The organism is Streptomyces sp. HUAS CB01, assembly GCF_030406905.1.
Lineage (GTDB): Bacteria > Actinomycetota > Actinomycetes > Streptomycetales > Streptomycetaceae > Streptomyces > Streptomyces chengbuensis.
In genome coordinates this window covers 2,930,659-2,943,252 of record NZ_CP129137.1, presented here as the reverse complement: position 1 = coordinate 2,943,252, position 12,594 = coordinate 2,930,659, and the positions used below count along the sequence as shown (strand labels likewise).

Annotated in this window: 13 protein-coding genes and 1 tRNA gene; 8 read left to right on the top strand and 6 right to left on the bottom strand. The window is 70.7% G+C overall.

Annotated elements, in window-relative coordinates; all coding sequences use genetic code 11:
* The first annotated feature begins 193 nt into the window (after window positions 1-193).
* Entirely contained in the window at window positions 194-1,759 is a 1,566-nt protein-coding gene (locus QRN89_RS13050; protein WP_290349530.1) for an APC family permease, read from the top strand.
* 1 nt (window position 1,760) lies between these two features.
* On the top strand, window positions 1,761-2,180 hold the full coding sequence (locus QRN89_RS13045) for a universal stress protein (protein WP_290349529.1): 420 nt from the start codon (window positions 1,761-1,763) through the stop codon (window positions 2,178-2,180).
* Window positions 2,181-2,373: 193 nt separating this feature from the next.
* On the opposite strand, the gene QRN89_RS13040 is transcribed toward QRN89_RS13045, so the two are convergent.
* A complete protein-coding gene (locus QRN89_RS13040) occupies window positions 2,374-3,648 on the bottom strand; it encodes a PTS transporter subunit EIIC (RefSeq protein WP_290349528.1) in 1,275 nt (424 codons plus the stop codon).
* Between the two features lie 782 nt (window positions 3,649-4,430).
* On the opposite strand from QRN89_RS13040, the gene QRN89_RS13035 reads away from it, so the two are divergent.
* The gene (locus QRN89_RS13035; RefSeq protein WP_290349527.1) at window positions 4,431-5,315 is read left to right on the top strand and encodes a DUF2268 domain-containing putative Zn-dependent protease; all 885 of its coding nucleotides are present in this window, start codon (window positions 4,431-4,433) and stop codon (window positions 5,313-5,315) included.
* 22 nt (window positions 5,316-5,337) lie between these two features.
* Entirely contained in the window at window positions 5,338-6,096 is a 759-nt protein-coding gene (locus QRN89_RS13030; protein WP_290349526.1) for a MerR family transcriptional regulator, read from the top strand.
* A gap of 361 nt (window positions 6,097-6,457) precedes the next feature.
* Here QRN89_RS13030 and QRN89_RS13025 read toward each other — a convergent pair whose 3' ends face one another.
* Window positions 6,458-7,753, bottom strand: coding sequence for a PTS transporter subunit EIIC (locus QRN89_RS13025; protein WP_290349525.1), 1,296 nt, complete (start codon window positions 7,751-7,753; stop codon window positions 6,458-6,460).
* Between the two features lie 270 nt (window positions 7,754-8,023).
* Here QRN89_RS13025 and QRN89_RS13020 point away from each other — a divergent pair, with 270 nt between their 5' ends.
* The 4 genes from QRN89_RS13020 to rdgB all read left to right on the top strand — a co-directional run bounded on the left by QRN89_RS13020 (window position 8,024) and on the right by rdgB (window position 10,411).
* Entirely contained in the window at window positions 8,024-8,257 is a 234-nt protein-coding gene (locus tag QRN89_RS13020; protein WP_290349524.1) for a PTS sugar transporter subunit IIB, read from the top strand.
* 167 nt (window positions 8,258-8,424) lie between these two features.
* The gene (gene rph / locus QRN89_RS13015) at window positions 8,425-9,162 is read left to right on the top strand and encodes a ribonuclease PH (RefSeq protein WP_290349523.1); all 738 of its coding nucleotides are present in this window, start codon (window positions 8,425-8,427) and stop codon (window positions 9,160-9,162) included.
* A 192-nt stretch (window positions 9,163-9,354) separates the two neighbouring features.
* The gene (locus QRN89_RS13010; protein ID WP_290349522.1) at window positions 9,355-9,732 is read left to right on the top strand and encodes a hypothetical protein; all 378 of its coding nucleotides are present in this window, start codon (window positions 9,355-9,357) and stop codon (window positions 9,730-9,732) included.
* 76 nt (window positions 9,733-9,808) lie between these two features.
* Entirely contained in the window at window positions 9,809-10,411 is a 603-nt protein-coding gene (rdgB, locus tag QRN89_RS13005) for an RdgB/HAM1 family non-canonical purine NTP pyrophosphatase (protein WP_290349521.1), read from the top strand.
* A 52-nt stretch (window positions 10,412-10,463) separates the two neighbouring features.
* On the opposite strand, the gene QRN89_RS13000 is transcribed toward rdgB, so the two are convergent.
* The 4 genes from QRN89_RS13000 to QRN89_RS12985 form a co-directional block, all read right to left on the bottom strand.
* Window positions 10,464-10,539, bottom strand: a tRNA-Leu gene (locus tag QRN89_RS13000).
* Window positions 10,540-10,594: 55 nt separating this feature from the next.
* A complete protein-coding gene (locus QRN89_RS12995) occupies window positions 10,595-11,128 on the bottom strand; it encodes an HNH endonuclease signature motif containing protein (RefSeq protein WP_356948625.1) in 534 nt (177 codons plus the stop codon).
* Complete coding sequence (locus tag QRN89_RS12990; protein WP_290349520.1) at window positions 11,125-11,775, bottom strand: HNH endonuclease; 651 nt, start codon at window positions 11,773-11,775, stop codon at window positions 11,125-11,127. Before QRN89_RS12990 ends, QRN89_RS12995 begins: the two co-directional genes overlap by 4 nt.
* A gap of 110 nt (window positions 11,776-11,885) precedes the next feature.
* On the bottom strand, window positions 11,886-12,593 hold the full coding sequence (locus tag QRN89_RS12985) for a DUF1707 SHOCT-like domain-containing protein (protein WP_290349519.1): 708 nt from the start codon (window positions 12,591-12,593) through the stop codon (window positions 11,886-11,888).
* Window position 12,594 lies beyond the last annotated feature (1 nt).

Below are 12,594 nucleotides of genomic sequence, written 5' to 3'. Positions count from 1 at the left end.
GCCCCCGGTACCGAGCGGTGCCGGGGCCGTGCGCTCCGGGCCCGGTGCCACGCCCCGTACCGGGTGGTCCTGACACCCGGTCGCGGCGCCGGCACCCCTCCGGGGCGTGGGAGATCCACTCCGCAGGCCGGGAGTGACCCGTCCGGCTAAACTCGCATCAAAAGCGACACATCGTCCTGATCTGCGAGGAAACATGGCCGATGACGTCAAGGACACCCTCCCTCCGCCGCCCAGCTCGCACAGCCGGGAAGGACCCGGAGAGCTCAAGCACAACGCGATCGGCTTCCTCGACGCGCTCGTCATCGGCATCAACTCGACCTCGCCCGCGTACTCGCTGGCCGCCGTCATCGGCTCGGTCGTGGCGCTCGTCGGCGTCTTCGCGCCCGGCGTGGTGCTCGCCTCCTTCGTGCCGATGCTGCTGATCGCATCGGCCTTCTTCTACCTCAACCGGGTCGACCAGGACTGCGGGACGACCTTCTCCTGGGTCACCCGCGCCATGGGCCCCTGGGCCGGCTGGTTCGGCGGCTGGGCGATCATGATGACGGGCGTGCTCGTCGTCGGATCGCTCGCCGACGTGGCCGTCGGCTTCGGGCTGCTCACCGTGGGGCTCGACAGCTTGGCCTCCAACGACCTCGTACGCCAACTGCTCGCCGTAGTGGTCATCCTCGTCATGACCGCCATCTGCGTCATCGGCACCGAGGCGTCGGCACACGTCCAGAACGTGCTCATCCTGGCCCAGGTCGCGTCGCTCCTGGCGTTCGCCGTCGTGGCCGTCCAGCGCGTGTACACGGGCACCAGCTCGCTCGGCGGCGTCGAGCCCCGGCTCGACTGGCTGAACCCCTTCGGCGCGGGCGGTGCCGCACTGACCGCCGGCCTGCTGCTCGGCGTCTTCATGTACTGGGGCTGGGAGTCGGCGGTCAACCTCACCGAGGAGGTCAAGAACTCCGCCAGCGCCCCCGGACGGGCCGGCATCTGGTCGACGATCATCCTGCTGGGCACGTACCTCTCGGTCACCATCGCGGTCGTCGCCTACGCCGGACCCGCCTACCTCGCCGAGAACGCCTCCGAGGAGGAGTTCATCTTCGCCTCGCTCGCCGGGCAGGTCCTCGGCGGCTGGGACTGGCTCGTCCTGCTGGCCGTCTCCACGTCCGCGCTCGCCTCGACCCAGACCACGATCATCCCGGCCTCCCGCACGGGGCTCTCCATGGCCCGACGCGGCGCGCTTCCCTCCGTCTTCGCCCGGATCCACCCGCGCTTCCGCACGCCCCACGTCAGCACCTGGGCCGTCGCGGTCGTCGCCGTCGTCTGGTACCTCGTCGTCAGCCGGATCAGCGAGAACGCCCTGCTCGACTCGCTCACGGCGCTCTCGCTGCTCATCGCGTTCTACTACGCGCTCACCGGCATCGCCTGCGCCGTCTACTACCGGCGCCATCTCACCGAGAGCGTGCGCAACTTCCTGCTCATCGGCCTCGGACCGGTGATCGGTGCCGTGCTGCTGCTGTGGCTGCTGGTGGAGTCCGTCATCGACATGTCCGACCCGGCCAACTCCTACAGCGGCGTCTCGTGGTTCGGGGTCGGTCCGCCGCTCGTCATCGGCATCTTCATCGTCGTGGTGGGACTGCTGATCATGATCGCGCGCCGGCTGACGAGCGAGCGCTTCTGGCACGAGCGCCCGGGGGTCTGCGACCCCGACCTGGCGCGCGGCACCGGAGCGGGCGCAGGGCCCGGTACCCGCACGAACGGATCCGGAGGGCCGTGAGATGGCCGTCGTTCTCGGATACGACGAGTCACCGGGCTCGGTGCGGGCGCTGCGGGTGGCCATCGAGGTGGCCGCCGCCTTCGGTGAGCCACTGATTCTCGTCTTCGGCGCGGCACCCCCGGGCGCCCTCGGCGAGGAGTACCGGACCCATCTGGACGCCGTCCGCCAGTCCGGCAGGGCCGCTCTCGCCCACGCGGTCGCGGCGGCCGACGACGCGGGGGTGCCCACGGCGGTCGAGATCCTCGACCAGAAACCGGCGGACGCGTTGCTCGACGCCGCCGAACGCCACGACGCCCGGGTCATCGTCGTCGGCAGCTACGGCGAGAGCCCACTGCGCGGCGCCCTCCTCGGCTCGACCCCGCACAAGCTGCTGCACCTCTCGAGGGTCCCGGTGCTGTGCGTACCGGCGGCGGAGGACTGAGCGCGCGGACCGACGACGGGTGCGCGGGCCGACCACGGGCGGCGTGTACGGGCGGCCGGGGCAACCGGCCGGGCGGGTGCAGGGGTGGCAGACCGCGTACCGGCGGCCGGTCGGCGTGCAGCCGGCGAACGGGCGCAGGCCCCCGCGCTCCGGAGAGGAGAGCGGGGGCCTGCGTGTGCGTCGGCCGTGGCTGCTACTTGGCCTCGGCCTTCTCGAGCTCGGCCAGTTCCTCGTCGGACTCGCGGCCCGGCGTCGGGAGGTTGAACCTGGTGATCGCGAAGCGGAAGACCACGTAGTAGACCACCGCGAAGCACAGACCGATCGGGATGATCAGCCAGGGGTTCGTCGCCTTGTTCCAGCCCAGCCCCAGGTCGATCAGGCCGGCGGAGAAGGTGAAGCCCGCGTGGACGCCGAACGCCCAGGTCACAGCCATCGAGACGGCGGTGAGGAGCGCGTGGATCGCGTACAGCAGCGGCGCGATGAACATGAACGAGAACTCGATCGGCTCGGTCACACCGGTGACGAACGACGTCAGCGCCAGCGACAGCATCATGCCGGTGACGGCCTTGCGGCGCTCCGGGCGGGCCGTGTGCGCGATGGCCAGGGCGGCGGCCGGAAGACCGAACATCATGATCGGGAAGAAGCCCGTCATGAACAGACCGGCCTCCGGGTCACCGGCGAAGAAGCGGTGCAGGTCGCCGTGGACGACCTCGCCGGCGGCGTTCGTGAAGTCGCCGATCTGGAACCAGGCGACGGTGTTCACGAACTGGTGCATACCGATCGGGATCAGCGCCCGGTTGATCAGGCCGAACAGTCCGGCGCCGCCCGCGCCCAGGCCGGTCATCCAGGTGCCGAAGTCGGAGATGACGTTGCCGACCGGCTCCCAGACGAGACCGAAGAAGACGCCGACGAGCACGCCGACGAAGGCCATGATGATCGGCACGAGCCGGCGGCCGTTGAAGAAGCCGAGCCAGTCCACCAGCTTCGTACGGTGGTAGCGCTGCCACAGCACCGCGGAGAGCAGACCCATGACGATGCCGCCGAGGACACCGGGGTTGTTGTACGTCGCGGCGACGTCGACACCCTTGTTGGCGGTGGTGTTGACCACGGCCTCGGTCACCGGGAACGCCGTGAGGACGTTCTTGTAGACGAGGAAGCCGACCAGTGCCGCGAGCGCGGTGGACCCGTCCGACTTCTTGGCGAAGCCGATCGCGACGCCTATGCAGAACAGCAGGGGCAGGTTGGCGAAGACGGCGTCGCCGGCGGTGGCGAACACCGAGGCGACCTTGTCCCAGCCGAGGCCCTCCTTGCCGAAGACGTCGGGCTGGCCGAGGCGCAGCAGGATGCCCGCCGCCGGCAGCACGGCGATGGGCAGCTGCAGACTGCGGCCCACCTTCTGCAGGCCCTGGAACAGGCCGGAGCCCCATTTCTTCGCGGGTGGCGCCGTGTCGACGGTGGCCGTGGTCACAACTTCCTCCAGTGGGCAAGGCGCCGCCCGGCCGGGGGAAGAGGGGGACGGCGGCGTCTCAGGGAATGCGGTGGTAGGGACCGCATGGTCTACACCAGTCAGAGGTGTAGACCAGTTGTAGCACGTGAGGGAAAGATAAGGAACCTGCGATTTTCGAGGCCTCGGTCATATGCCGGCACACCTCGTCGTCGCCCCCGGCCGCGCCGCGTTGCCGCCCCCGCCCGGGCCCCGGCACCGCCGCTGCCGGAGCCCGTCGTCGCCCCGCCCGAGCCGCGTGGTCCAGCACCGACCGACCCCCGGTGCGCCCCGACCCCGGGTACGCCCCGCGCCGGGACCTCCGCCCCGCGTCCCGCTGCTTGGGGTGCCGTTGACGAGCGGCGAACCAGGTGACAGGCAACCCGCCAGTAGCTTTCAGGTCGAAGATCGGCCCCCTCGCCGGGACGGCGTAGCGAGGGGGCAGAGTGGTGTGTGCTGGTGCCGCCGCGTCGCCCTGCATGGCCTGGTCACCGGTCGGGTCGGTGAAGACCAGCGTGTCCAGCCGGCGGGAACGCCCTCGGCTCGCGCGAGCCGGGCGGCGACCTCGGCGAAGGCGCGCTCGTCGGCTTGGTGCAGTGCGGAGCGGATGATCGTGTTGATCTGGGCCGCGGTCGGCGGCTCGTGAGTCCATCGCAGCGGAGAACCGCCGGTGATGACGGAACTGGGTGACGACATGCCGGCCGCACCTCGACGAAGGGCGCCGGTCGTTTGACCTTGACGCTGCGTCAACTCCTAGCATCGGGGCCATGTCGATCACTGTTCTTGACACCTGCTCCGCCATGAGGCGGATCCTGCTGGCCCCGGTCGCGGACCGCGTTGACCTGCTGCGTTCGATGCTGGAGCCCACCAGGGGCATGTACCGCTACCACCCCGGCGAGGTCGACCTGGTGGCCATGCACCTCGAAGCGTCCGGGTTCCCCATCGACCGCGACGAGGAGCGTTGCCTCGACGCGCTCGAAACCCTGGCGGCGGCCGGGGCCTGGGAGCGAATGCAACGCGCCCTCGACGACGCTCTCACCGTGCTGCTGGAGGCGACGCCGGGGCTGGGGTCCCCGGACATCACCGTGCTGTTCGTGCTCGGCGATCCGGGTGACGGGCACTTCATGGGTCCTTGCCAAGGAGTGACCGGGTTCGGCGGCATCCCGGGCCACATCGTGATCACGCTCTGGCCCTTCCCCGAGAACGTGGAACGGCTGGAGGCCACCGCCGTGCACGAACTCCACCACAACCTGCGGTTCGGCCCGGGCGGGGTTGTGTGGGACCCGATGACCGTCACGGTCGGCGATCACATCGTCTCCGAGGGCCTGGCCGACGCCTTCGCCCGACAGCTCTACGGCGACGAGCTCGGCCCCACCCGCATCGGCGTGCCGCACCTGCGCGACGACCAGATCTTCGCCAAAGTGCTCCCCGGGCTCGACGTGACAGGCATGCAGAACTTCACTGCCTGGGTGCACGGCGACCCCAGCGCCGAGCGCTTCGGCCTCGCCCCGGTGGGACTGCCGATGGGCGCCGGGTACGCCGCGGGCAACCGGCTGGTGGACACCTACCTGGCGGCGACCGGGCAGACGGCGGCGCAGGCCCTGCACGCCGACAGCTCGGAGATCATCGCCGCCACGCTCCGCCGCGGGTAACGCCGCGGGCAACACTGGAACGATGGAGTGGACGATCCAGGAACTCGCGACGAGGGCCGGCATCACCAGCCGCACCCTGCGTCACTACGACCGCGTCGGGCTCTTGGCTCCGTCCCGGGTCGGCGCGAACGGGTACCGCTACTACGACCCGGGCGCGGTCGCCCGGCTCCAGCGGATCCTCCTCATGCGTCGGCTCGGCATGGGCTTGCCGGCCATCGCCAAGGTCCTGGCCGACGAGGTGGACAGGTGCGACGGGCTCCGCGCCCATATCGCCGCGCTGGAAGAGGAGCGGGAGCGCATCGAACGGCAGATCCGGTCCGGGCGTCACACGCTGGAGGCCCTGCAGGCGGGGGCGGAACCGCAGCTGGACGTGATGTTGGCGGGGTTCAACGACGGCTACAGGGACGAGGTGATCTCACGCTGGGGCGAGCGCGCGTTCCAAGTGAGCAACGACTGGTGGCACGGCAAGTCCCTTGACCAGCAGCGGGCCTGGAAGCAGGCCACCGAGGACCTCGTCGCCGCATGGGTCGCCGCGGTGAAGGCCGGGGTTTCTCCGACTTCGGAACACGCTCAGTCACTGGCTGCCCGGCACGTCCAGTGGCTGAGTCAGATCCCGGGTACCCCCACGGCCGAGGGCGACCGGGAGCGCTCGATCGAGATGGTGAAGGGTCTGGGGGACATGTACGTCGACGACCCTCGCTTCGCCGGCATGTACGACGATGCCGCGGGGGCGACGTTCGTCCGCGACGCGCTGCAGGCGTACGCGCGGACCCGGATGTAGCTCGTCCGGTTCGCAGGAATGAGTAGTTCTGAGAGAACGGAGACCCCCGCCGGACCGTGTCCGGTTTGCCCCTGATCTTCGTTCTCACAACCTCTCGCAAAACAGCTTTCGCACAATGCCCCCGCGATCGCTTCCGCGGCATGCCAGAGCTCGCAGAACCGCTCGTCACCCAGCTCCGCGCCGAACTCGACGTGCACACCCCCGCCGACCGTGGCCCCGGCCGGGCCTGGGAGATGGGCCCGGCCATCGACGCCGCCGTGCCGGAGGCCCAGGCGAAGCCCACGAGAGTGGGATACGCCCGGTGCGGTACCGCCCCTGGCGGGTTACTTGTCACCTGCTTCGCCGCTCGTCCACGGCACCTCTACTTCGTGACCTCGCGCTCCATCTCGTCACCGATCTCGTCCGGCTCGCGCCCCGGCGTCCTGATGTCGAACTTGGTGATCGCGAAGCGGAAGATCGCGTAGTACACCGCCGCGAAGCCCAGGCCGATCGGCACGATGAGCCACGGTCTCGTCGCCAGGCCCCAGTTGATCACGTAGTCGATGAAGCCCGCCGAGAAGGAGAAGCCGTCCTTGACGCCCAGTGCCCAGGTCACGGCCATCGAGACACCGGTGAGCACCGCGTGGATCGCGTACAGCACGGGTGCGACGAACATGAACGAGTACTCCAGCGGCTCCGTGATGCCCGTGACGAACGACGTCAGCGCCGCCGACATCATCAGGCCGCCCACCTCCGCACGCCGGTGCGGCTTCGCGCAGTGCGTGATCGCCAGCGCCGCGGCCGGCAGGGCGAACATCATGATCGGGAAGAAGCCCGTGGTGAACAGGCCCGCGTTCGGGTCCCCGTTCAGGAACATGTTGATGTCGCCGTGCACCACCGTGCCGTCCGGCTTGGTGTACGAGCCGAACTGGAACCACAGCGGCACGTTCAGGAACTGGTGCAGCCCCACCACCAGCAGTGCCCGGTTCGCCACCCCGAAGATGCCGGCGCCCCACGACCCCAGGTCCTGCAGCCAGTTGCTGAAGCTCTCCAGCCCCGCGCCGATCGGCGGCCAGACCCACAGGCACAGCGCGGCGAACGCGATCGCGACGAACGACATGATGATCGGCACCAACCGGCGGCCGTTGAAGAAGCCGAGCCAGTCCACCAGCTTCGTACGGTGATAGCGCTGCCAGATGTAGGCGGTCGTCAGCCCCATCACGATCCCGCCGAAGACACCGGGGTTCTGGTACGTGAAGGCCGTGATCGAACCGTCCACGGCCCGGCAGCCGGTCGCCGCCGGCGTCGCGGGATCGACGCACTCCTCCGGGAACTGCTGGATCACGCCGTAGTACACGAGGAAACCCGCCACCGCGGCGAGCGCCGTCGAGCCGTCCGCCTTCTTCGCCATGCCGATCGCGACGCCCACGCAGAAGAGCATCGGGAGGCCGAGGCCGGAATCCAGCAGCGCCCCTCCGGCCCCGTCCATCACCTTGGCGACGTTCGTCCAGCCGAGACCCTGGTCTCCGAAGACGTCCGGCTGCCCGAGGCGGTTGAGGATGCCGGCCGCGGGCAGCACGGCGATGGGGAGCTGCAGGCTGCGCCCCATCTTCTGGAGCACCTGGAACGACCTGTGCCGCCACGTCGGCCGCGGTACGGCCGCGCTCTCGGTGCTCATCGGCGTCCTCCCGGAAGTCACCTGGTTTGGCAGGTGTTGCAGACTGGTGTAGACCAGTTTTCGTACGGCCCCGGTCCGGCCCGGTTCCCCCGTGGTCCGATCGAGGTCCGTCACGGAAGCGGGCACCAGTGATCGTCATCATTCGGCAGGTGGCGGTCACCCGCTCATGAAGATGGGCCAACCGTGCATTACCGTGACGAAACGGACCGACGGTGGGCCGAGGCAGCGCTGAGCGCCCCGAACGGGCCTCTCGAACGCAGGGAGAAAGACATGGCCAGCAAGGCTGAGAAGATCGTCGCCGGGCTCGGCGGTATCGAGAACATCGAAGAGGTCGAGGGCTGCATCACCCGCCTCCGCACCGAGGTCGTGGACCCGGGCAAGGTCGACGAAGCCGCGCTGAAGGCCGCCGGCGCCCACGGCGTCGTCAAGATGGGCACCGCCATCCAGGTCGTCATCGGCACCGACGCCGACCCCATCGCCGCGGACATCGAAGACATGATGTGACCCCCGCGCGAGCCGCCTCCCCGCCCACCCGCGCGAGACCGCACCGCTGACCGCTGACCGCTGACCGCTGACCGCGGACCCCGGTCCACCCCGGAGAGGTCTCACCCGTGAGGGGCCCGTTCACCACCGGAACGGGCCCCTCACGCGCGTACGGATAGGCTCACCGCATGTCTCGTATCGACGGCCGCACCCCCGAACAGCTCCGCCCCGTCACCATCGAACGCGGATGGAGCAAGCACGCAGAGGGCTCCGTCCTCATCGCGTTCGGCGACACCAAGGTCTTCTGCACCGCCTCCGTCACCGAAGGCGTCCCCCGCTGGCGCAAGGGCAGCGGCGAAGGCTGGGTCACCGCCGAGTACTCCATGCTGCCGCGCTCCACCAACACCCGCGGCGACCGCGAGTCCGTCCGCGGCAGGATCGGCGGCCGCACCCACGAGATCTCCCGGCTCATCGGCCGGTCCCTGCGCGCCGTCATCGACTACAAAGCCCTCGGCGAGAACACCATCGTCCTCGACTGCGACGTCCTCCAGGCCGACGGCGGCACCCGCACCGCCGCCATCACCGGCGCCTACGTCGCCCTCGCCGACGCCGTCTCCTGGGCCCAGGCCCACAAGCTCGTCAAAGCCGGCCGCAAGCCCCTCACCGGCACCGTCGCCGCCGTTTCCGTCGGCATCGTCGACGGCACGCCCCTCCTCGACCTCTGCTACGAGGAGGACGTCCGCGCTGAGACCGACATGAACGTCGTCTGCACCGGCGACGGCCGCTTCGTCGAGGTCCAGGGCACCGCCGAGGCCGAACCCTTCGACCGCAAGGAGCTCAACGCGCTCCTCGACCTCGCCACCGGCGGCTGCGCCGACCTCGCCGCCCTCCAGACCGCCGCCCTCGCCACCGCACTCGGCGAGTGAGCCGCACCGCCCGGCCCGAGCCCCGAGGCGCCCACCGCCAGGGAGCCGGCACCCCACGCGGACGGTGACCCCGGGCGCCGCCGCCCTCCGAAGGTAAAGAAGCAACCAAGAACGCCACTGCCGGCGTCACAGCAGGTACGGGCGTACGGGCCGAACCGTACGCCCGTCCGAGAACAGGGGAGGGACTGCTCCATGCGCAGCCGCCGTATCGCACTCGCCGTCGTCACCGCCGTCGCGCTCACCGGAGCCGTCGGCTGCGGTGCCCTCGACAAGGCCCTGGACTGCGTCAAGACCGCCGACGCCATAGCCACCAGCGTCGACCGCCTCTCCCAGGCCGTCTCCACCGCCTCCGAGGACCCGACACAGCTCACCGAAGCCCTCAACGACATCGACAAGGAACTCGGCAACCTCAAGGACACCACCGACAACGCCGACCTCTCCAAGGCCGTCGACGACCTCTCCAAGGGAGTCGAGAGCGTCCGCACCTCCGTCGAGAACGGCGACGCCACCCCCGACATCAAGCCCGTCACCGACGCCGCGACCGAACTCGGCAAGGTCTGCACCTCCTGAACCGACGCCGACCCCCGGGCGCCGCGGGAACCCCCCACGGCGCCCGCGCCGTCACCGCCACGGAGATACTGGGCGCATGACCCGCCTGATCCTCGCCACCCGCAACCCCGGGAAGATCACCGAGCTCCACGCGATCCTCGCCGACGCCGGACTCAGCCACGAACTCGTCGGCGCCGACGCCTACCCCGACATCCCCGACGTCAAGGAAACCGGCGTCACCTTCGCCGAGAACGCCCTGCTCAAGGCGCACGCCCTCGCCCAGGCCACCGGCCACCCCGCCGTCGCCGACGACTCCGGCCTCTGCGTCGACGTCCTCGGCGGCGCCCCGGGCATCTTCTCCGCGCGCTGGTCCGGCACCCACGGCGACGACACGGCCAACCTCGAACTGCTGCTCGCCCAGCTCTCCGACATCTCCGAGGAACACCGCGCCGCCCACTTCGCCTGCGCGGCCGCCCTCGCCCTCCCCGACGGCACGGAACGCGTGGTCGAGGGCCGCCTGCGCGGGACCCTCCGCCACGCCCCGGCCGGCACGAACGGCTTCGGTTACGACCCGATCCTCCAGCCGGACGGCGAGACGCGGACGTGCGCGCAGTTGAGCCCGGAGGAGAAGAACGCGATCAGCCACCGGGGGAGGGCGTTCCGGGCGCTGGTGCCGGTGGTGCGGGAACTGCTGGGCTGAGGCGTTCGCCCGGAGGGCTGGGCTCGCGGGATGCGAGCCGAGCCCTCGGTCGTGGTGCGCCCGGTCGGATTCGAACCGACAAACACGACCACCTAAAGATCGCCGCTCAGCCCTTGGCGTACGGGCGCATGCTTCCGCGCCCACTGTACTGGGCGCGGTCGGCATCCGGTGCGGAGAGTCCCCTCAGGTGCCGGGGCGGCGGCCACCCCGGCACCATGTGGCGGTGGTCGCGTGGCAGTTGGGGCAGAGCAGGCGCAGATTGCCGGGGCGGTCGTCCAGCCGGTCGCCGTTGATGTGGTCGACCTCGAGCGTCATGGCCCGCCCGAACCACTCGGGGCCGGTGCCGCAGCCGGCGCACTCGTCGGGTACGCCGATCTCCCGGAGCGCACGCCGCAGGTGCGGAGTTCTGGTGCGCCGACCCGATTCCCGCTTCACCAGGACCGCCGTGGCGCGCCGCGCCCGGGTTCCCGGTCTGCCCCTCATGTGCGCCTGGCCGAGGAAGTGGTCGGTGCCGAGACCGTCGTCCGCGATCCACCGCTTGAGGTTCGTGCGCCGGCTGGTGTTGTCGGGCCGCAGCAGGCGGCGCAGCACCTCGGCCAGTGAGGACGAGGCGCTGACGGCTGCGGCCAGTTCCGCCGCCGGGGGCCGGTCGCCCGCCCTGGGGTAGGCGCGCCGCGGAGGGTGCGGCACGTCGTCGCCGAGGAAGTGCCGGCTCATCGGGGCTCCCGGCGCCGGGCTTTGCCGCGTCCCCGGTAGTTGTCCGTCGCCGAGTGGCAGTTGGGGCAGAGCAGGCGCAGGTTCTCGGGACGGTTGTCGTGCCAGTTGCCGTCGATGTGATCGACCTCCAGGGGCAGCGGACGCCCGCGCCACTCGGGTCCGGTCCCGCAGAGCGCGCACCGCTCCGGTACGCCCGCCTCGGCCAGGGCGCGTCGCAATCGACGGCCGGCGGTCCGCCGGGCGTTCTCCCGGGGCTGTTCCACCAGGAGCCCTCCGGGCTTCTTCGAATCCCCGCCCGCGCCTGCCCTCGACGGCGTGACGAAGTGCGAGGTGTCGATGCCGTAGCCCCGGATCCGCCGGCTGATGTTGGCGTGGTGGCCGCCGACCACGTCCAGGCCGAGCCGGCGCAGAACCTCGGTGACGCTGGTCGAGACCGCGACCACGGGTTCGAGGACGTCCTTCGTCCACCGGGCTCCCTCGCGCTCGAAGTGCGAGGTGTCCACACCCATCCGCTTCATCCGGTCGTGGACGTACCGCCGTGAAGCCCCCCGCGCCTCCACCCCCAGCTTCCCCAGTGCCTCGGACAGCGTCCGCGACGTCCTCGCCGCCTCCGTCAGGCGTTCTCGTGTGTGCGGGCTCTCCGGCATGCCTCGCGTCCCCCTCCGTGCTCGGCCGTGTGTTCGTGGCCTCGCACGGAGTAACGAACCGACGGTCGGATGGTCACGCCCGGTGTCCGCCCGTCCCCGCCGGGGTGGGGCTACTCCAGCTCGTCCCGTGCCCCGCCGCCCTCGCGCTTCTCCAGCCGTTCCCGCCGGCGGGCCTCCTTGAGGCGCTGTCTGTCGGCCTTGCGGAGCTTGCGCTCGACGCCGACGCCGCCCATCAGGGCGAAGCCGGTGACGGTCACCCGGGGTGAGCCGGGGGCGATGTCGTCCGGGTCGCCGCCGGGGCCCGTCTCGCCGAAGCCGCCCATGAAGCCGAAGCCCCTGACGTCGACGTGCATGTCCGGGGGCACGGTGACCTGGATGCCGCCCATGACCGTGAAGCAGCGGATGACGACGTCCCGGTCCTCGAAGCCGGCCTCCCGCAGGTCGATCTCGCCGCCGCCCTGCAGGACGACGGCGGTGAATCTGCGGGCGACGGTCCAGGTGCCCTTGCGGCCGAAGCCGCTCCAGAAGGCGAACGCGCCCTTGGAGGTGGCGGGTTGGCCGATGCGCCGTGCGTAGTCCGCGGCGCCTGCGCCCGGCGCCGGGTTGGCGAGTGGAAGCGCCGGGCTGCCGCCCGGGGCGGGGAGGTCCCGGACGAGGGGTTCCAGTTCCCCGTGCGTGCGTGCCTTGTAGGCGGCGTCGAGCCGCTCCTCGAACTCGTCCATGTCGAGGCGGCCCTCGGCGACGGCGTCCCGCAGTCGTTCGGCGATCCGCTCCCGCTCGGCGTCGGAGGCCCGCATGTCCGGAAGGTCGCTCGTCATA

Coding starts and splice junctions, on each gene's coding strand:
- QRN89_RS12995 (WP_356948625.1), bottom strand. CDS start 11,128: ATGAGCCGGCACTTCCTCGGCGACGACGTGCCGCACCCTCCGCGGCGC.
- QRN89_RS13035 (WP_290349527.1), top strand. CDS start 4,431: ATGTCGATCACTGTTCTTGACACCTGCTCCGCCATGAGGCGGATCCTG.
- rph (WP_290349523.1), top strand. CDS start 8,425: ATGTCTCGTATCGACGGCCGCACCCCCGAACAGCTCCGCCCCGTCACC.
- QRN89_RS13030 (WP_290349526.1), top strand. CDS start 5,338: ATGGAGTGGACGATCCAGGAACTCGCGACGAGGGCCGGCATCACCAGC.
- QRN89_RS13025 (WP_290349525.1), bottom strand. CDS start 7,753: ATGAGCACCGAGAGCGCGGCCGTACCGCGGCCGACGTGGCGGCACAGG.
- QRN89_RS13010 (WP_290349522.1), top strand. CDS start 9,355: ATGCGCAGCCGCCGTATCGCACTCGCCGTCGTCACCGCCGTCGCGCTC.
- QRN89_RS12990 (WP_290349520.1), bottom strand. CDS start 11,775: ATGCCGGAGAGCCCGCACACACGAGAACGCCTGACGGAGGCGGCGAGG.
- QRN89_RS13020 (WP_290349524.1), top strand. CDS start 8,024: ATGGCCAGCAAGGCTGAGAAGATCGTCGCCGGGCTCGGCGGTATCGAG.
- QRN89_RS12985 (WP_290349519.1), bottom strand. CDS start 12,593: ATGACGAGCGACCTTCCGGACATGCGGGCCTCCGACGCCGAGCGGGAG.
- rdgB (WP_290349521.1), top strand. CDS start 9,809: ATGACCCGCCTGATCCTCGCCACCCGCAACCCCGGGAAGATCACCGAG.
- QRN89_RS13050 (WP_290349530.1), top strand. CDS start 194: ATGGCCGATGACGTCAAGGACACCCTCCCTCCGCCGCCCAGCTCGCAC.
- QRN89_RS13045 (WP_290349529.1), top strand. CDS start 1,761: ATGGCCGTCGTTCTCGGATACGACGAGTCACCGGGCTCGGTGCGGGCG.